We start from the raw sequence: 19,273 nt of genomic DNA, 5'->3' as shown, positions 1-19,273 counted from the left end.
AACGCGTCCGGAACGCATGATAAGGAGTTGTGTATGAATGAGTTACAAAAACAAACCCGCAACGGGAAGAACGGCGGACGGACCCGGAATTCCGTCCTGCGGCAACTGGCGACGTTACAGAATATGACGCTGGAGCAACTTCGCGAGAAGTGGCTCGACCTTTATGGCAGCGACCCGCCCCGGTACAAGAAACAGTTCCTCGTCAAACGCCTCGCCTATCGTATTCAGGAGCTCTTTTACGGTGGCCTGTCCGAGAGCGCCAAGACGCGTCTACGGCAAATCGCCCAGGATGATCCCGTGGCGACGGTCGAGCGCAAGGTGCCCGAGGAGCGCAAGTCCAATGAAAACATCCTGCCGGGTACAAGGTTCGTGAGGGTCTGGAATGACCGTCGATATGAGGTCGTCGCCCGGGAAAAAGGCTTTGAATACGACGGCCGGATCTTTCGATCACTCAGCGCGGTGGCTCGGGAAATTACCGGCACCCGTTGGAACGGCAAGGTCTTTTTCGGCCTGAAGAAGACCTACGGAAAAAGAACGGAGGTGGCAAGAATGCCTGATAACGTCAACATGACCTCCACCAGGAAGAAGCCGCTGCGCTGTGCCATCTATACCCGGAAAAGTCACGAGGAAGGATTGGAACAGGAATTCAACTCGCTGGATGCCCAGCGGGAGGCTGCCGAGTCGTATATCGAAAGCCAACGAATGCTGGGCTGGCGGGCCCTGGTCGACCGCTACGACGACGGTGGATTCTCGGGCGGCAACATGGAGCGTCCGGCCTTGCTGCGTCTTTTGGCCGACGTGGACGCGGGGAAAGTGGATGTGATCGTGGTTTACAAGATCGACCGCCTTTCACGTTCGTTGCTCGACTTCATGAACATGATAGAGTTGTTCAATAAGAAGGGTGTCAATTTCGTCTCGGTTACCGAACATTTCAACACCACCGACCCGACCGGCCGGATGTTTCTCGGCATCCTGATAACCTTCGCGCAATACGAGCGGGAGGTCATCGCCGAACGAATCCGGGACAAGGTGGCAGCGGCGAAACGGCGGGGCAAATACTGCGGCGGCCCGGCCATACTCGGATACGATGTCGACCGGGAGAACAAGAAACTGCTGGTCAATCCGGATGAAGCGCCCTTGGTGCAACACATCTTCCGGCGATTCACGCAACTGGCATCGGCCAGAAAGCTGGCGCGGGAACTCAATGAGCAGGGATACAAAACCAAGTCGTGGGTCACGAAGAAAGGGAAACATCGGGAAGGGACCGAATGGAACACCGGCCACATTTACCGCTTGCTGGGCAACCGCATATACATCGGCGAGGTGGTCCACAAGGGTGAAAGCTATCCCGGAGAGCACCAGGCCATCATCGAGAAAGAGTTGTGGGAGAAGGTCCAGTCGATTCTTTCGGAGAACACCAGGGCCAAGCTCAGCAAAGCCAGGAGCAAGATAATTTCCCCCCTGCAGGGGGTGATTCGCTGTGGCCATTGTGACTGTTCGATGGGCCCCACCTACACCCAAAAGGGTGAGCGGCGCTATACCTATTACATCTGTGAGAAGGATGCCAAGCGGGCTGTCAGCCGATGTCCGCTGAAGCGGGTCCCGGCCGGAGACATCGAGAAGGCTGTGCTGGAACAGCTGGGCGCTGTATTCCGAACCCCGACGCTGGTGGCAAAAACCTACTTCGCGGCCAAGGAGATGGAAGAAGCGGAGCGGGAAAGATTAGTGAAACAGAAAGAGCAACTTGAAGAAAACCTCGCTGCGGTCCGCAAGCGGGCGCTTGAACTGATGTCACCCGGCAACAACGAGCCTGACCGGGAAGAAAAACTGGCAAAGGTCAACCAGCGCGCGGTGACCCTGACCCGACATCTGGCAAACGTGTCGGCCAGGCTGCGGGTGTTCGAGGGTAATCATGTGACCGAACGGGATGTATCGGAAGCCTTCGAGAGCATCGAAACCTTCTGGGAAGACCTGTTTCCCCTGGAACGTAATCGGCTTGTGCGACTGCTGGTCGAGAAAGTGGAAATCAGGGAAACCGGCATCGATATGGAGCTCAAAACCAACGGCTTGACCACCCTCATCACCGAGCTGACCGGACTGGCGTGTGAAGTCAGGGAACGGAGGAATGGTAAATGAGCAAGCAACCCACCATCACTGTTACCGAGACGGGCAATCTACATATCCATATTCCGATGTTGATCCGCCGGATGCGCGGCCGGAAGGTCATCATCGCTCCCAAGGCGCTTGACGGAGATGTTCCCGACAGCCCGGGAACGGTGCAGACCGCCATCGTGCAGGCGCTGGCCCGGGCGTTCTCCTGGGCGGAGGTGATCGAGAGCGGAGAGGTCAAGTCCATCAGTGAACTTGCGACGAACCTGGATGTGGACAACTCCTACGTGGCCCGCATTCTGAAGTTGACCACGCTCGCCCCCGACATCATCGAAGCGATCCTGAACGGCGAGGAGCCGGCCGGCCTGTCGCTGGCCAAGCTGACCAGAACCTTCCCGGTGGACTGGATGGAGCAGCGGGCAATGTTCGGCTTCACCACCGACTGAACGTAAAGCACATATCGCAGCCGACACAGGGGCCGACCTTCGCGGGCGGCTTTTTTTATGCCCGTTTGATGCTCGCCGTCCCTGGCTCGCACCCTTCGGCTGTCCTGCCGAATTGTCCGGTAATCGGTGAGGTCAGCGAAATTTCACTGAGGGGCGGCAAAAAAAGTTAAGAAAAATTTCTCCTCTCTGATTCCGCCAATCCACCGCTTTTTCAAGCATTTCTCCTTCCGCTCCATTCTTCAGGCCACACCAATCCGAGCCTCGAACGAAATTTCGCCAAAGAAGGGTGACAGGTTCGGCGAGACCTTCACCCCGTAAGAACATCGTCCGGGAAACCGGGCGAGTGCCCCTGGGAGGACCCTTCGCCGGACCTGCCTCCCAGGGGCTTTTTTGTGCGCCGCGAGGCGCGAAAGGAGGTTCGGAATGAACAACGTGGCAACGAAGGCGTCGCTGTCTCCCCAACGGAGACGCCTGCTTGAACTGATGCAGGGGATCAACTTCGGGCGGATCGAGGAGCTGGCCGTGCGCGACGGCGAACCGGACTTCGATCCGCCCCCGCAAGTGGTTCGTGAAATCAAGTTCGGCGGAGAGAACGGCCCGAGGCGAGAGATGACGGTCGAAGACTTCGCCTTGAAGTCCCAGGCCGTTGAGCTTTTCGCGCAGCTCGACCGCCTGGGGAACGGAACGGTGCTGAGCCTGGAAATCAAGCACGGGCTCCCCTTCCGCATGAGTTTGAAAGAGACGGTTCGGGTGTAGAGCCCCGAGCCAAGAAACAAGGTCACCAGACAACAGACTGGCCGCAGAGCGGAGGTCGTTGTGGGTGTCGCCAGAACCGGCGAACTCGCAGCTCCTCCGCAAGGCACAGGTAACGCGACCGTCCCGGCGAATGTCGGCACCCACACGAGCTCCTCCTCGGCCTCGAGGAGGCTCAAATGGGTTACGAAAATCGCTATCAGGGAATCGACGACTATGCAGTTCAGCTCATCAAGTACAAGGCAAGGCAACTGGTCGGACGGGTCGGGTTTACCGAGTCCGACCGCGAAGATCTGGAGCAGGAAATGGTGCTCGACCTGCTCCGCCGCCTGCCGAAGTTCGATCCGAAACGCGCCGGGCGCAACACGTTCATCGCTCGGATTGTCGAGCACAAGGTCGCCACGATCATCGAGGCACAGAAAGCCGGGATGCGGGATTACCGTCTCTGCTCCTGCTCTTTGAACGACCGCCTGGAGGACGAAGAAGGCAGGTCCATAGAGCGGATGGAGACCATCGACCAGGAAGACTACCTGCGACGCACCGGCAAGCTCTCCCGCCCCATGTCCGAGTTGCGGCATCTGTCCATTGATCTCCGAAGCGCCGTTCAGACGCTGCCGCCCGAACTCCGTGAACTGTGCAAGCGGCTCCAAACCGAGAGCGTCACGGAGATCTCCCGCGACACGGGCATCCCGCGGGGCACGATCTACGAGTCCATCAAGAAGCTTCGCGCCATCTTCGAGGACGCGGGCCTGAAGGACTACCTGTAATCGTCCGACGCTCTTCGCCCTGCTCCGGTAGGTATTGAACGGGTCGGATGTCCGGAGGAAGCGCAACAAGGCTTCCCGGCATCGGACCCGGGCGCGCCCCTTCTGTAAACAGCAATCGAAGGGAACGGAGGCAAAGTCATGAACCGAGAAATTTACAGATACAACTTCACCGCCGGAGTCCCGTTCAGGGACGTGGAGGAGTCGCTGCTCCTGGCGGTGCTTGCGACTGAGAGTCTGCATGGGCGCTCCCTTGTTCGGCTGGACGCATCCTTCTGCCTGGAAGAGAAGAAACGGACCTGCGTTGTCGACGCCGGCACCGAAGTGGGCCGCCACATCGCCCGCATCTTCACCGGCTTCATTACTCGTGAGTTCGGCGAGGAGGCCTTCAGGGTCGAACGTCTGGGCCAGAGTGGTGAGCAGGAAAGAAAACTCCAGGCAACGGGGGCGGCATGATGAGCGGGCCTATGCTGACCACCTACTCGATGTGGAGTCTCTTCCGCAACTGCCGGAAGGCCTGCGATTGGCGCTATCTGCATGAGCTCGTGCCGCTGGAGCGCGACCACAATCTCAGCTTCGGCTCCCTGATCCATGAATGCCTGGAGATCTGGCATCGGGACCGGGAACTGAAGCGGGTACTGGACCACATCGACCGGGCGTGTCCCAACCAGGCCCAGGACGAGCGCGAGCTGCGCGATTGGCATCTGGCCACGGCCATGATGAAGGGTTACGCCGCGCGCTACCCCACCGAGGAGTTTGAGGTCGTCGCGCTGGAGAAGACCTTTAAGGGAAAGATCGTCAACCCTGCCACGGGAGCTTCATCCCGGAGCTTCGTCCTGGCGGGGAAAGTCGACGGCATTGTCCAGATCGGCGACGAGTTCTTCCTGCTGGAGCACAAGACCGCCTCGCAGATCGACGCCGATTACCTGGAACGGTTGTGGACCGACTTCCAGATCATTCTTTACGCCTGGTATGTGGAGCGGACGCTGGGGCTCCGCATCGCGGGCATTCTTTACAATATCCTGGTCAAAGCCCGACTTCAGCAGGGCCGCGGCGAGACGGAAGCGGAGTTCGAGGAACGCCGCCGGCGTCTTGCCGCCAAGTCAAAGACCGGCAAGAGTTCGGCCAAGCGCAAACTCCCTGAATCAGATGAAGCGTTCCAGGAGCGGCTGGCCGCCAAATATGCCGAGCCCGGCATGTTTCACCGGGAGACCCTCTACATCTCCCGCGACCAGTTCGCCGCTCTGCAGGCGGAGCTCTGGGAACTGACCCAGGCTTTCCTGGACGCGCGGAGGCGCGGTGTCTTCTACCGCAACACCGCCTTCTGTTTCCACTACCACCGGCCTTGCGCCTACTTCCCGCTGTGTCGCTCCGGCGGCAGTCCCAACGTCATCGAGAACCTGTACCACAAAGTCCCCCCGCATGAAGAGCTGCGGGACGGGGGCGGTGAGCCACCGCAGGCGAATTGTGCTCGCCGCGCAAACGCCTGTTGTGGCCGACACAATCCGCCACGGCAAGCCGGGACCGGTGGCGAACCGCAAGATTGCCTGTGCGGCTCGCACATCGAAGAGGCCCCGGCATTCTGAGGACCAAAGAAAAGGAGATGAACATGTTACCGACGAAGAAAACCCCACCCAAACAAGACCTGGCCGATCTCACGGTGCTGGTTTATGGCCGCAGCAAGATCGGCAAATCAACCTGGTGTTCAAAGTCCGACGGCGCGCTGTTCCTGGCGACCGAACCCGGACTCAACGCCCTGGATGTCTTCCAGGTTCCGGTGAGCAGTTGGGACGAGTTGCTTGCCGCCTGCGGCGAGATCGCCGAAGGCAAGCATCCATTCAAGACCATCATCATCGACACCGTCGACAACGCCTACCGGATGTGCAGCGATTACATCTGCAAGAAATTCAAGATCGAGCATGAATCCGATCTCGGTTACGGCAAGGGCTGGGCGCTGATCAACAACGAATTCCACCGCGTCCTGACCAAGCTGGCCTTCATGTTCTACGGCCTCTTTCTCGTTTCGCACTCCCAGGAAAAGGAGATCGAAACCCGCACGGGCAAACATACCCGCATCGTTCCGACCCTGCCCGACAAGGCGCGGAAGATCGTGCTCGGCATGGTCGATCTCATTCTCTTCTGCGACCTCGAGGTAACGAAGGACGAGGACGGCAATCCCACGTACCGCCGTGTGATGCGGACGAAACCGAGTCCCAACTACGAGGCCGGCGACCGCACCGGACGCCTTCCCGAGACCATCGATCTCGATTTCAACAAGTTCATTGAAGTGTTCAACGCGCCGGCGACCGCGCACAAGGCGAGTGCCTCGCGGTCTCAAGTCGGCTCCGGGGATAAGCAGAGCAAGGTGCCTGCTTCCGCCGGGAAATAAACCCCTGATTGGAGGATAGAACCATGGAAAACGAAAACTACGGAAACTACGACTACGGTCAGGACGACATCGATCTCACGCAGTTCGACGATGATTTCGCCGAAGCGGAAGTCGAAGAGCGCGATTTCGAGCCGATCCCCGACGGCAAGTACCAGGTCAACGTCGAGCGGGTGGAGCTGACACGCGCCCAGACCTCGGGCAATCCGATGCTCAAGTGGACCCTGCGCATCATCGCGCCCCGGTTCCGGGGACGCCTGCTCTGGCGCAACAACGTCATGGCCACCCGAGAGAATATCAAGTGGCTCAAGACCGACCTGCACACATGCGGGTTGAGCCTTGAGAAGATCTCGGATCTTCCGGCCAACCTCGAGAAGCTGATCAACATCAAGCTGGAGGTCACCAAACGCACGCGGGGCGAAAACGAAAACGTGTACCTCAACAAGCGCATTGTGCTCGAAGACGGCGGCGACGAGTACGACACCGCGGCCAAAGACGCCCTGGCTCCGTTCTAACGTGGACCGGATTACCGTCGTCGTCGATACGCGGGAACAGGAGCCCTACGCCTTCGATCCCCGGTGCGAGATGGTCCGCCGAGCACTTCCCGCCGGAGATTACTCGATTGAAGGACTCGAAGACTCCGTGGCGGTGGAGCGAAAGACCCTCGAGGATTTCGTCTCCACCGTCATCCGCAACAGGAAGCGGTTTTACAGGGAGCTGCAGCGCCTTGAAGAGTACGAAGCCGCGTGCGTTGTGGTCGAATCCGATCTGCGTGATGTCCTGAATGGGCATTATCGATCAGGAGCCCATCCGAACGCGGTCCTTGGAACCGTCCTTTCCATCGTCGTCGACTTCCAAATCCCGGTCTTCTTTTGCTCCGACCGGCAGGTCGCCTGCCGGTTTGTGGAGGAATTTTTACTGCGATTTCACCGGAAGGTATCGAGACGATGCGAAGAAAAACAACCCAAGCTCCAGTAACTGTCCGCGGTCGCGTCGAAGCGGTGTTCTATGCCGGTCCGCGCTTTTCCGCGGGCAGGCTGGTAACGCCCTCCGGCGAAAAGATCCAATTCGCGGGCCGGCTGTTTGTGCGTGAGCACGAGCAGGTCGTCCTCCGCGGCCGCTGGATCACACACCCCAAGTACGGACGCCAGTTTGATGTCGAAGCCATGGAATACGACCTCGAGCTGGATACGGAAGGACTCGCCCACTACTTGGCCAATCATCCGGAGATCAAGGGCATCGGGCCGGTCAAGGCGCGACTCATCGCCGAACGCTTCGGCCGGGATTTCGACCGGGTGCTCATTGAACAACCGGAAACCGTATCCGAAGCGGCGAGACTTCCGCTGGCGGCGGTCGAAAGGCTGCGTGACGAGTGGCGGAAGACCAGGGAGGTCAACAGGGCGATCACCTGGCTGGCCGCTTTCGGTCTGACCCACCACCAGGTGACAAGCCTCGTCAAGAAACTCGGCAACAACGTCCTCGGCCTGCTCAAAGCCGACCCGTACATCATCGTCCGGGAGGTGCGCGGCTTCGGATTCAAACGGGTGGACAAGATCGCCCGAAAGATGGGTACGCCCAAGGAGCACGGTACGCGCATCCGGGCCGGGTTGCTCCATTGCGTGGAGGAGTCTCTCAATGACGGCGACTGCTGGGTCGAGTACGAGGAGTTGGTGGACCGGGCCAACACGTTGCTTGTCATGGATGTTCTCGACAGCCGTGAGCGGATCGAAAAGTCGCTGGACGCCCTTATAGAGGATGGCTCGCTCTCGTGTACATCCTGGGGCGGACGGTTCCTTGTGGCGAAACCCGAGATTCGCCGAATGGAAGAGGACCTGGCGGCGACTCTCGCAAACGGAAAGCGGGCGAATCCCCACTTCGACGGTGAGGACGACCTGCAAACGCTGATCTCACACGTCGCGCCGCAGCTAAACGAGGGGCAACGGGCCGCCGTTCTGACCGTCCTGAAGAATTCCATCTCGCTCATTTCGGGCGGCGCGGGCAGCGGCAAGACCTTCACCGTTTCAGCCGTCACGGACATATTCGAGGAACACGACCTGCGAGTGGTCTTGGCCGCGCCGACCGGAAAGGCCGCCAAGCGGCTCGAGCAAGTCGTCGGGCATTCCGCGAGCACCATTCACCGTCTCCTGGGTTTCAACGGCAAGAACTATGTGCGGGGCCCGGAAGATCCCATCGATGCCGATGTCATCATCATCGACGAAGTGTCGATGGTCGACATTCCGCTGGCCTGGCACCTGTTCAGGACCATCGACCTGGAGCGTACCGCGGTGGTTCTCGTGGGGGACCATAACCAGCTGCCCCCGGTGGGGCCCGGGAGCCTGCTTCGCGACCTCACACAGTCACGGGCCGTCCCCATGGTGCTGTTGGACACGGTCGTTCGTCAGGCGGGCGTGCTCAAGGAAAACAGCATAGCCGTGCTGGGCGGCGAGATCCGCAAGACCAGTGACCCGGAAGATTCCGGTCGCCGGGCGTGGTATGTGGTCGATCAATTCACCGACCAATCCGACGCGCAAAGATTCCTGCTCGAACTGTTCGAGAACGTGCTCGATGAGCGGCTGAGATTTCACCTCCGGGACGACGTCCAGGTCCTGACACCGACGCACAAGGGCCCACTCGGCACCAGGGCGCTCAACGCCGAGCTTCAGAGGCTGATCCAGAAGAAGCTGTGGGGCGTCGAGGCACCGGTTCCGAAGCCGGGACGCAAACCGAAGTTCCTCGTCCACGACAAGGTCATTCAGACCCGCAACAATTATGAACTCGGCGTGATGAACGGCGCGATGGGCAAGGTGACGCACATAGGCCGGGATGGATCGATGACCATCGAATTCGACGGAGTGCCGGTAGATATTGAATCGGGCTCACCGAATTTGCAGGACCTGCAGTTGGCTTACGCGCTCACGATACACAAGGCCCAGGGATTCTGAGTTTCCGTGCGCCATAGTGGTGGTCCACAAGGCCCACTCGTTCATGCATCACCGCAACCTCCTGTACACCGGTGTGACCAGGGCCAGGAAAACGGCGGTCATCATCGGGGATCGCTGGGGAATGCAGAATTGCGCCCGAAAGCGCCGGCAGGATGAACGAAAGACGTTTCTCTCGCTGCTCCTTGCCCATCCTCCCGTGGAACCGTCACGCGCTTCGGCGAATTCGGTCGAGTTGTAGGCGTGGATATCAATGGGAGCGGAACCGGCATGGCATCGGAACAGCCGAACCGGCGACGCGCCGGTGCGAATAGGGGTGATGAGAGTTTTCTATGACCACCGAACTATGTTCAAGGCACGAAGCCAAAGCTAAACCCAAGCTGTGCTTGGTCAAGGAGTATTATCGCCTGGTTACCGAGGTCGACATCGGCCTCGTGGCGAGAGAACTTCTGGCCGGCAGGATCGTGCAGGAGTCCCCCCGCCTTCTTCAGTGCGATTGCCCCAACCACAAGAGCCAATCACACCGGTCGCTGCATGTCATGCTGGACAAGCAGGGATGGTACTGCTTCGGGTGCGGCGTGGGCGGCGATGTGCTGCAGTTGGTGGAGTTCGTCCGTTTCGGAGTCGTAACGCGGGGCCAGTCCGGCCCCATGCCGGAGAGCCACCAGCAGGCTCGTGATTTCCTGGCCGCCAAGGCCGGGCTTCCCCCGTTGTCCAGCTACGGGTTGTCGCCGGAGCAAATGGCCGAGGCCGAATCGGCGCGGATGTTGGAACTCCGCGTTCAAGCGGTCTTGACCGAGACAGCAAAATTCTATCACCGCCGCCTCAAGGAATCACCGGAGGCGCTTCAGTGGCTTCGCTCCAAGTACGGGATCAAAGACGAGACCATCGAGGAACTGCTGATCGGTTACGCGGACAATGGTCCCGGCGCGGAAAATCGTCAAGGCGTCATCGCCACGCTGACCGGCAAGGAACACGGCTTCAGTCTGCGAGAGCTCGCCGCCACGGGAGCGTTTGTCCCGACCGGCCAGGACGGCCTTATCCCTTTCTTTAAAGGACGGATCGTTTTCCCTTACTGGAGCCGCGGCCGCGTGGTCTTCATGATCGGACGCAAAACGCCGTGGACGCCCGATACCAACTGGGAACATAGCAAGTACAAGAAGCTCCCGGTCCATAACGACGCTTCCAAAAAACACATCGCCCCCTGTGTCAACAACGGGTATCTCTTCAATGAGGATTGTCTGCTCGCCAACCCGGAGCGGTTGATCATCACCGAAGGCGTCACCGATTGCATCTCTCTGATGGAACACGGGTTTGCAGCGGTGTCGCCGGTCACGGTCCATATCCGGGAGGCCGACTGGGAACGGCTGCTGCCTCGCCTGCGCAGCGTCAAGACCGTCTATATCTGCCAGGACAACGAGATATCCGAAGCCGGACTGCACGGTGCGCTCAAAACCGCGTCCGTCCTCGCCGGACACAAGATTCAAACCAGGCTGGTGGTCCTTCCCCTCGACGAGCGTCGGGAAAACGCCCGCAAGGAGCTCAAGGAGCGCTTCGGCCTGGACGCGGCGGTGGGTCCGCGGGAGCTCGCCCAGCGCCTTGCCGGACGACCGGAAAAAGAAGTCAGGGAAGCGGAAGAACTTCTGGCCGCGGCCAAGATCGATGTCAACGATTTCTTCGCCGCCGGGCACACCGCTGAGGATTTCGAAGGCCTCATCGCCGAGGCGAAGATGCCGCTTGAGTTCGGGATCTCGCGGCTGCCCGCGGACGTGTCCGAGGAAGAGAGGAACCGCTTACTGGAACCGGTTCTGCGCGAGGTGGCGCAACTGTCGCCCCTGGAGCAGACCCGGCACTTGAAACTCATACAGGAACACTTCGGCAAATCCAGTCTATCGCTCGCCACCCTGCGCGACCAGGTCCGGGCGATCCAGAAAGACCAACGCGCCCAGGCCAAACAGGAGAAAAAGCGGGAGAAACGGCGGTCGAACGCACCTTCCGGTTCCTGCCGCGCCAGGATTGAAGAAATCCTCATAGACACCGAATTGGAAAACGGTGCTCCGGACTACACCCAGGCCGCCGAAGCCGCCTATGACTGGTTCACCGCCAACGGCGCTCAGTTCTTTCACACCCGGCAGGGCGAACCGTTCATGTATTTTGACAACGCCATCTACTGGATGGACTCCCCGGACCGGGGCCGCAAGCGCCAGTACGCGGCCATGCTCTATAAACACACCGGGCTGGTGCCGACATCGGGCGGCGGCCGGACGTTTTTCGAGGTGCTGCCGAGCCTGGCCATCATCCGCGGACAGGTGCGGGATCACTTCTCCTGGCTCCACACCGATGTCTCGAACTACACGGTCTATTTCAACCTCAATAACGCCGAGCACGAGATAGCGAAGATCACACCGGACGCTATCGAGATCATGAAAAACGGAGGCAACCCCGACGGCATCATCCTCGACGGCTCGCGGAAAATGAAGCCGATCAAGTACCTGGACGACGCCGATCCGGAGGAGGCCGACCGCAAGTTGGTGGAACTGCTGGTCGGCAACATCACCTGCCCCCAGGGCGACCGCTTTCTCATCCTCTCCTGGCTTTCCTGTTTCCTGCTGCTCGATTTCACCGGGACACGCCCCATGACCCGCTTCGAAGGTCCGGCCGGCTCGGGCAAGACCACGGCCAGCAAACTGATTTCGGCCCTGCTTTATGGGGAGCCGCAGCACAAGAAGGCCACCGACGCGGCCAATTACACCGACGGTTCGCAGAATCCGCTCATCGTGCTGGACAATATCGAAGCCCGCCAGATGACCGAGGAGCTGACGACCTTCATGTTGACCAGTATCACCGGCATCGCCAAGGAGAAGCGCAAGAGCGGCACCGACAGCGAGACCGTCACCGAGCGCACGAAATGCCTGCTCAACACCACCGGCATTGAACCTCTGCTGGGAGAGCTCTCGGAAATCCAGTCGCGGACCTTTGTCATCAACTTCGATATCGCCAACCAGGGGAACGACTGCTTTATCGAGTCCGAAATCATCGCCGCAATCCAGAAACACCGGGACCTGATCATCTCGGCCATCATGAAGAGAACCAGGGAAGTCCTGGCCATGATGCGAGCCGGTTTGCGGACGCGGACGATGAAACTGCTGCACGAGACCCTCGGGAATCACGACAAGCGCCGGTGCAACGAGTACCTGAGCCTGATGTATCTCATGCTCCTGGCCGGGTCGCCCATCGAAGAGATTGAAGCGGGGATGAAACGTCTGGTCCCGTCCTTCATCGAACAGATAGAATCCATCAACCGGACCAGCCGGGAAACGGCCCGGGATTCAAACCACACCGCCACGGCTCTGGCCACACTGTTCAAGGCATGGCGCAACGCCGTCGATGCGGACCAGGATCTGGCATACAGCGACAGGAAAGAGAATCACGTGCAGGAGTTCGTCCAGCGTTACCAGGTCACCTTCAGCGATGGGGGAAGGCTCGAGAACGCCCTTTCCCGCGACCTCTTCGTGGCGCTGAAGCGCATCGCCCGCGATTTTGGCCTGCGGTTTGACATGGATTCATCGCGGCAGTTCGCCCAGCGATTCGCAAACGACCTGGAAACCTTGCGCGAGGCGGGATTCGAAGTCCACATCACGAAAAACAGGAACGGCACGAAGCTCTACACGATACAAGCGGACTGAAACAACAATCAGCTTATATCCGGCCCGTTGGTTCACGCCTTCGGGCTTTTTTTGTGCCCGATGTAGTCTTTGCCGAAAGCTACCTTTCGGCGGCATGAAAGTGCTTTCGGCGCTGTAACTGCTTGTCAATACTGGATTTCAGGCCAAGCGCCGAAAGTGCCGAAAGGTTTCAGAGGTCTCACTCCATATTTGATATTTTTTTCACTCATCAGGTTCGAACGCGCTGTGTAGGAAAAAATGGCTCCACACGTGGAAACATACCCGTAACCTTTCGGCACTTTCGGCATATCTATCTACATCTATCTATAACTTATTGTAATAAAAGAAGATAAAAGGCCGTCTGCCGTGCCGAAAGGTGGTGCCGAAAGTCTCGGAGCGCCGAAAGACCTTTCGGCACATTCGGCAGCCCGACGTTCAGGCAGGCTCTCCGGTAGGTAACGGGAAGAACGGTAAATCCCAACTTCCGGAGAGGTGCGTATGAGCCTGTTACGAACGATGATGACTCACCTCGGCAAAGAGGATGAGTTGCCCGTCCAGAATCCCGTCGAGCAAACCAAAGAAGTCCCCGTTCCTCCCCGCATCCTTTTCGTGGCGACCGATCTGGAGTTCCGGAGATTCGACCAGTTGGGAGCCAAGGATCGCGACATTGAATACGACGGGAAAGTATTCCGTCGGCTCGATCCCGAATACTTCGCTTGGCTTCGTTCCAGGATGGTCGCGGCCCGCAGCGCCCATCAGGCCGGGAAACTGCCAGACAGAACCTGGAACCTCCTGCGGGAACGGTTCAACCGCGTACAAGAACTGGCGATTCAGGAGCTCGGCGACAAGGCCCTGCAGAAGTCTGTTCGCAGCCTGAATCCGAAAACGTATGAAGCGCCCGCCAAGCATCAGAAAAAGGACTGGATTTATCCCGCGGAAGAAACCTGGAAGTGTAAGCAGCCGGTGACTTCCCGGGCCGTTGCCAAAGTGGACGCCATCCGCGACGAGGCCATGGCCAAGGGATGGAGTGAGGCCCGGCTGTACCAGAACCAGGGCCGGTTTCGATTTCCCTGCGGCCAGGATTACGGGCTGGTTTGTTTTGTCGACGGTGACCAGGAAATCGGAGCGGTTACGGAACGATTCATTGAAATCATCCATGGCGCGGGAACACAGCGGCCCAGCACTCTGCGGTTCTACAACCCGGACGTCCCGCAGCCATGGCTCAAGAAGGTGGAGCCTGACAAATGAAAAGATACGCCAACGCGGGAAAGATTCTGCCCAAGGAACTGCTTGAAGAGGTCCAGAAATATCACACCGGTGTGCTCTGGATTCCCTGCCCAAGCCGCTTCTACCAGGAACGTCGCCAACTCGTCATTGCCCTGCATGAACAGGGCATCAACACCAAGGAGATAGCCCAACTGGCCGGAGTCACCACACGACGGGTCAACCAGATCCTCGCTGCACACCGGAAGGAGATCGAAAACCGACACGTTGAAGCAGCCTCCGGTAGGTAACCAGGGGGCGGTCCGCGAGGACGCGATATGGGGCGAAATTCGCCTCCCGCCCCGAACCCCGAGATGGGGACACAAGAATCTCTGTTTTGAACACATATCCGGAGCCGACTGTGGGATTGAACGAAAAAGACAAGCAGCACCTGGACCGCTGGCATCGTGCCGAGGGAACAGCCAAACCGCCCAAGCGTACCGGTGCCCCTGAAAACAACCTCAACCCCATGACCCACGGCATCTGGGCCAACCAGTGCCTCAACGACGAGGAGCGGGAGCTGTTCAGGGAGATCATCCAGCGGCTCTGGAATGATTTCGAATTCAACAAATCCAGCGACTTCCTTCAGGTCGAGCTGGTGGCGGTCTACTCCGTGAAGCTCGTGAGGGCACAGATCAACGGGGACATGGATGCTTCCGAAAAACTCGACCGGATGATCCGCTGCCATCTCAAGGATCTGAAGGCCACCAAGATCGCCCGCGAGGGCGAAGCCTCCAGGGGGCCGGAAACCACGCCGGCCGAGTGGGCCACCGCCCTGCTGGAAAAACTGGCCGAGTCGCAAAAGAAACCGGCCAGGAAGTCGGCCAAGAAAAGGAAAACGCGGAAATGATGTCGGATAACACCGGAGCGACCCGGAAAAGAGACCGCCAGGGACGCGGGTTTACGGCGTTTCTGTCTGATGGAATGTCAGATAAGACGTGTTCTCTGACATCCGGGAAGCCGCGCCGGAGGGAAAGATTCGTCAATTGCTTTTTCCCCACGCCCATCATGCGGCGCGATGATGATCGAAGCATGATCCGGAATTGTGTTCAGGCACGCCACTGTGAGGTGACTGTCACTCTCCATCGTCATTGCCTGTCTGTAACCACGAACGAGAACGCGGTCCCGAAGGACCGCAGTATTCCCGGACCGGAATACCGGTCACAGCCTTTCGATGGCGTCTTCCAGTACCCCGTCGACCAGGTGGGTGTAGATCTGGGTGGTGGACAGGTCTCGGTGTCCGAGGGCCCGCTGCACAACCAGGATGTCGCCGGTTCGACTGTAGAGATGGGTGGCGAAGGTATGCCGCAGGGCGTGGGGAGTGAGCTGTTTGTCTATCCCCGCGGCCTTGAGCCAGTGTTCGAGCCTTCGCGCGACCTGGCGCTCGGACAGGCGCGACCCGCGGTTGGAGAGAAACAGCGCCGGACATTCCCCGTCACCCTGGCGGCGGCGCTCTTTGAGATAACTGCGCAGGAGGGAGCGAAGATTGGACTTTAGGAACTTCACCTGCGGAACATCGCCCTTGGCGCGGACATGGAGATGCTTGGCGTCGAGGTCCACGTCATCGACGTCAAGGTCGACAAGCTCCTGCAGCCGGACGCCGGTCCCCAGGAACATCTCGATGATGACCCGGTCCCGTCTGGCCAACGCCCCCGAGCGGCCCCGGAGCTCTTTGAGCAGCCGGCGCTTTTCCGCTTCCGTCAGGAAGACCGGCGGTGTGCGCGACAGCCTGCGCAAGGTCACCGACCTGGCCGGGTTCTCCGAGACCAGCCCGGTTTCCTCGGCCCAGGCGAAAAACGACCTGATCGCCGCCTTGAACCGGTGCAGAGACGCCGGTGAGCGAGGGGCACCCGAAACGGTGTGCGCGACAGCCGACGCCGTCAACGCCTCGTCCAGCATACCCGGAGTCACCTGGCTGATGGTCACTCCCGGATGCCGGGTCAGAAGCACCCCGGTGAAGCGTTTCAGGTCCCGCAGGTATGCGCTGATTGTGTTCGACGAGCGACCATCGGCTGCGAGCCTCCTGCCGAAGGCTTCCACCGCCTGCTCGAGAGGCTCAGTCCTGGGCAGGGGTCGAAGCGGACTGTTTGCCGTGTTCGTCATTCATCTTACCTCCCTTCTTCACGCTCCGGCCCATGGGTGTCCCTTTGGGCAGGGGCAGTTTTTCAATGCGGCCGGTATCTTTGGCCCAGATAAGGAACATGCGCAGCACCCGCTTGGTTTTCTCCACCGTGGGCTTGGCCCGCTCCTTTCCGCTGGGCAGCTTCAGGAGCGCATCGGATTTGAAGAATTTTCCCACGTGCGGAGTGAGGATGCTGGTGAGCTTCCGCTCGGCACCGAAGAAGGCCTCGATCTGCTCGAAGTCCTTCCCGTAGGTGTAGAGCGTACGCTCTGTCTTGCCCTGGGTCCTCAGATGTTCGATGTAGGCCTTCGCGGCCTCGTGCAACGTTTCACTCATGGCGTGTCCTCCTTTCCGGGCGCGGCAAGGATTCCGCGGTTCCAGCCCCGTGCCGAAACCAGCTCGGAAACCGCCATAGCCCGTATAACCCGTTGTAATAAAAGCCATTACGCACATTCACATACACGCTTCACGCGGGCGGGAAGTCAAGGCGTTTCCCGCGGATTTCTGAAGAAGGTGCAGACCTTTGCAGGCTCGGGAGGACAAGCATGAGGAAACAGTTGGAACTCGTACTGCAGGCGCTCCTGGCCGCGGCGCTGGCGGCCCCACTGGCCGGATGCGCGGCGACCAGGCCGCCCGCGCGTATCCAGTCCGCCGTCCATACGATCAACCGCTACATGCCCGAGTACGTGGCTGAATCCAACAAGGCCCTGGAAGCCGTCGACCACCCGGACAAGGAACGGTTGACCGGCATCGGCGACCGCCTGGCCGCTGCCATACAGGCGCTTGACGCTTGGGCGAACGGACAGGGGAAAGACGGGAATGAGGAACAATGATAAGGGAAATCCTGAAACAGAATGAAGCGGCGGTCCGGGAGGCCGGGCGGCAACTGGTGGAAATAGGAGCCGAACTGGCCGCCGGCAAAATCGACGAAGCGTTCGCTCGGCTGGCTGCCGCCCAGGGGCAATATGCCGAGTGGGACGAGCTTGACCAGGCCCGCGTCGACATCGAGGGTGTTATCCGCGACCGGGAAGGCATGCTCGCTGTGCAGCATATCCTTGCCGACCTGGTCGGAACGGTGTTGGGGGCGGCACTGAGGTCGAGGTTGCCCTGATGGCGCGGATATCCGCCAGGGAGCGCAAGCTGGCCCAGACCCTGGCCGATCCGGTCCTGTGGGGCCAAGCGTACCTGCGCAACCGGGACGGCGGACAACGGGTCTACTGGCCGCACCAGGTGGAGGACCTGCTTTGCGCCGAGAAGAACATCATCCACCTGGACGGACGCGACGTCGGCAAGAGTGTCTGCATCAGCACCGACGCACTCCATTTCGCCTTTACCACCCGTGGCGGCCAGGGCTTGATCGCTGCACCACACCAGGGGCATCTCGATACCATTGTGGAGGAAATCGAGTTCCAGCTCGAAGCCAATCCGGACCTCATGGCCAGCATCGCCCTGACCAAGTACGGCAAGCCCAAGATCCACCGGAAACCCTACTTCCGGCTCGAATTCACCAACGGCACCATTCTCTATTTCCGGCCGGCCGGAGCCTACGGCGACGCTTTTCGCTCACTCCATGTCGAGCGTGTCTGGGTGGATGAGGGGGCCTGGCTTACGGAGCGGGCGTGGAAGGCCCTGCGCCAGTGCCTGAAGTCGGGCGGGAAGCTGCGCATCTATTCCACTCCGAACGGGATGCGGAACACCACCTATTACCGCCTCACCACCTCGACGCAGTTCAAGGTGTTTCGCTGGCCTTCCTGGCTCAACCCAACATGGTCCAAGGAACGGGAAGCGGAGCTGCTGGAGTTCTACGGCGGTCGGGACAGCGCCGGCTGGCAGCACGAGGTAGCCGGTGAACACGGCAAACCATCCTATGGGGCCTTTAACATCGAGCACTTGAACCTCTGCCGCCAGGAGGTACTGGAATACCAGAAGGTGGTCATCACGGGCGACGAGCTGCGCGGTTGCGACACCGAGGAAGAGTCTCACGACCGGCTGGAGATGCTGCTCAATCTCGTGCCGCAGACAGGTGTGTTCTGGATCGGCGGCGATCTCGGCTATACCAACGACCCGACTGAGATCGTTGTGTTCCAGGAGCTGGAACTGGGCGACCGCCGGGTGCTGAAACTCATTCTGCGCGTCCACATGGAGCACGTGGCCTACCCGCACATCGCCCAGTCCATCGCACTGCTGGACCGCTACTATACCGCCACCGGCATCGGGGTGGACAACGGCGGCAACGGTCTCGCCGTGGTGCAGGAGCTTCTTACCCTGGACAAATACAAAGACCTCCAACTGGAAGGCCGGTTACGCGGATACGATTTCGGTGGAATGACGACCCTGGCCGTACGCGATGGAAAAGAGATGAGAAAGCGCACCAAGGAGTTCATGACCAGCCTCATCAACGGAGCACTTCAGCGCCGGCAGGTTGTGTTCCCGGCTGAAGACCTGGAACTGGAGGACCAGTTCACCACTCACACCTACACCCTGCACGACGGCCGGGTGGTCTACTCGAAGGGCAACGACCACATTATTGATGCCGTCCGTTGCGCCCTGCTGGCCAGGGAACAGGCCAACCATGACCAGATCGGGGAGGAGACCGTTTCCCTGACGCCTGTGCTGACAGACCCTGTGTTCATTTGAACGTAGGTGAATGATTGGCTGCATGTCGAAAGTAGGTTGGCACTTGACAATTAGACGAGATACACACGGTTTCTTTGTGGGTTTCACGAACTATTGTCAAGTAGCCCCCCCGAAGAACAGATCAGATATCTTGCAGCCCGCTTTTTGTCAATAAGGCGAGATAAGGTTGGCTTTCTTGCAACCATCTCG

The 19,273-nt window shown here is 59.7% G+C and carries 20 protein-coding genes; 18 read left to right on the top strand and 2 right to left on the bottom strand.

Annotated features, from left to right (window positions below):
* Positions 1-33: 33 nt before the first annotated feature.
* From ACZ42F_RS06795 to ACZ42F_RS06725, 15 genes are all read left to right on the top strand, one after another.
* Positions 34-2,136, top strand: a complete 2,103-nt coding sequence (locus tag ACZ42F_RS06795) for a DUF2924 domain-containing protein (protein ID WP_464278406.1) — start codon at positions 34-36, stop codon at positions 2,134-2,136.
* Positions 2,133-2,555, top strand: coding sequence for a hypothetical protein (locus ACZ42F_RS06790; RefSeq protein WP_464278405.1), 423 nt, complete (start codon positions 2,133-2,135; stop codon positions 2,553-2,555). Before ACZ42F_RS06795 ends, ACZ42F_RS06790 begins: the two co-directional genes overlap by 4 nt.
* 423 nt (positions 2,556-2,978) lie before the next feature.
* Entirely contained in the window at positions 2,979-3,311 is a 333-nt protein-coding gene (locus ACZ42F_RS06785; RefSeq protein ID WP_279520532.1) for a hypothetical protein, read from the top strand.
* Between the two features lie 176 nt (positions 3,312-3,487).
* On the top strand, positions 3,488-4,075 hold the full coding sequence (locus tag ACZ42F_RS06780; RefSeq protein ID WP_269943720.1) for a sigma-70 family RNA polymerase sigma factor: 588 nt from the start codon (positions 3,488-3,490) through the stop codon (positions 4,073-4,075).
* Between the two features lie 138 nt (positions 4,076-4,213).
* Positions 4,214-4,528, top strand: coding sequence for a hypothetical protein (locus ACZ42F_RS06775; RefSeq protein ID WP_269943721.1), 315 nt, complete (start codon positions 4,214-4,216; stop codon positions 4,526-4,528).
* An 11-nt stretch (positions 4,529-4,539) separates the two neighbouring features.
* Positions 4,540-5,658 carry a PD-(D/E)XK nuclease family protein gene (locus tag ACZ42F_RS06770; RefSeq protein ID WP_464278404.1) on the top strand — a complete coding sequence of 373 codons (1,119 nt, stop codon included), beginning with the start codon at positions 4,540-4,542 and terminating at the stop codon, positions 5,656-5,658.
* A 23-nt stretch (positions 5,659-5,681) separates the two neighbouring features.
* A complete protein-coding gene (locus ACZ42F_RS06765; RefSeq protein ID WP_279520530.1) occupies positions 5,682-6,461 on the top strand; it encodes an ATP-binding protein in 780 nt (259 codons plus the stop codon).
* 23 nt (positions 6,462-6,484) lie between these two features.
* Complete coding sequence (locus tag ACZ42F_RS06760; protein ID WP_269943724.1) at positions 6,485-6,973, top strand: DUF669 domain-containing protein; 489 nt, start codon at positions 6,485-6,487, stop codon at positions 6,971-6,973.
* A 1-nt stretch (position 6,974) separates the two neighbouring features.
* On the top strand, positions 6,975-7,436 hold the full coding sequence (locus tag ACZ42F_RS06755) for an ERCC4 domain-containing protein (protein ID WP_464278403.1): 462 nt from the start codon (positions 6,975-6,977) through the stop codon (positions 7,434-7,436).
* Positions 7,406-9,400 carry an AAA family ATPase gene (locus ACZ42F_RS06750; RefSeq protein WP_464278402.1) on the top strand — a complete coding sequence of 665 codons (1,995 nt, stop codon included), beginning with the start codon at positions 7,406-7,408 and terminating at the stop codon, positions 9,398-9,400. Before ACZ42F_RS06755 ends, ACZ42F_RS06750 begins: the two co-directional genes overlap by 31 nt.
* 43 nt (positions 9,401-9,443) lie before the next feature.
* Positions 9,444-9,638 (top strand): hypothetical protein, encoded by a 195-nt coding sequence (locus ACZ42F_RS06745; RefSeq protein WP_464278401.1) that lies wholly within the window; start codon positions 9,444-9,446, stop codon positions 9,636-9,638.
* A 91-nt stretch (positions 9,639-9,729) separates the two neighbouring features.
* Positions 9,730-13,083 (top strand): CHC2 zinc finger domain-containing protein, encoded by a 3,354-nt coding sequence (locus ACZ42F_RS06740; protein WP_464278400.1) that lies wholly within the window; start codon positions 9,730-9,732, stop codon positions 13,081-13,083.
* Positions 13,084-13,560: 477 nt separating this feature from the next.
* Positions 13,561-14,310 carry a hypothetical protein gene (locus ACZ42F_RS06735; RefSeq protein WP_464278399.1) on the top strand — a complete coding sequence of 250 codons (750 nt, stop codon included), beginning with the start codon at positions 13,561-13,563 and terminating at the stop codon, positions 14,308-14,310.
* Positions 14,307-14,576: a helix-turn-helix domain-containing protein gene (locus ACZ42F_RS06730; RefSeq protein WP_464278398.1), complete on the top strand. Its 270-nt coding sequence runs from the start codon at positions 14,307-14,309 to the stop codon at positions 14,574-14,576. Before ACZ42F_RS06735 ends, ACZ42F_RS06730 begins: the two co-directional genes overlap by 4 nt.
* A 110-nt stretch (positions 14,577-14,686) precedes the next feature.
* Positions 14,687-15,175: a hypothetical protein gene (locus tag ACZ42F_RS06725; RefSeq protein WP_464278397.1), complete on the top strand. Its 489-nt coding sequence runs from the start codon at positions 14,687-14,689 to the stop codon at positions 15,173-15,175.
* Positions 15,176-15,486: 311 nt separating this feature from the next.
* Here ACZ42F_RS06725 and ACZ42F_RS06720 read toward each other — a convergent pair whose 3' ends face one another.
* Positions 15,487-16,365, bottom strand: coding sequence for a tyrosine-type recombinase/integrase (locus ACZ42F_RS06720; protein WP_464278396.1), 879 nt, complete (start codon positions 16,363-16,365; stop codon positions 15,487-15,489).
* Between the two features lie 16 nt (positions 16,366-16,381).
* Positions 16,382-16,783, bottom strand: a complete 402-nt coding sequence (locus ACZ42F_RS06715; RefSeq protein WP_464278395.1) for a hypothetical protein — start codon at positions 16,781-16,783, stop codon at positions 16,382-16,384.
* Between the two features lie 209 nt (positions 16,784-16,992).
* Here ACZ42F_RS06715 and ACZ42F_RS06710 point away from each other — a divergent pair, with 209 nt between their 5' ends.
* The 3 genes from ACZ42F_RS06710 to ACZ42F_RS06700 are packed head-to-tail and all read left to right on the top strand — an operon-like array spanning position 16,993 to position 19,084.
* Positions 16,993-17,280, top strand: a complete 288-nt coding sequence (locus ACZ42F_RS06710; RefSeq protein WP_464278394.1) for a hypothetical protein — start codon at positions 16,993-16,995, stop codon at positions 17,278-17,280.
* Positions 17,277-17,558, top strand: coding sequence for a hypothetical protein (locus ACZ42F_RS06705; RefSeq protein WP_464278393.1), 282 nt, complete (start codon positions 17,277-17,279; stop codon positions 17,556-17,558). Before ACZ42F_RS06710 ends, ACZ42F_RS06705 begins: the two co-directional genes overlap by 4 nt.
* Positions 17,558-19,084, top strand: a complete 1,527-nt coding sequence (locus ACZ42F_RS06700; protein ID WP_464278392.1) for a terminase large subunit domain-containing protein — start codon at positions 17,558-17,560, stop codon at positions 19,082-19,084. Before ACZ42F_RS06705 ends, ACZ42F_RS06700 begins: the two co-directional genes overlap by 1 nt.
* Positions 19,085-19,273: the final 189 nt, after the last annotated feature.

It is taken from the genome of Desulfonauticus autotrophicus (assembly GCF_055381725.1).
This window is presented reverse-complemented; position numbering and strand designations above follow the sequence as displayed.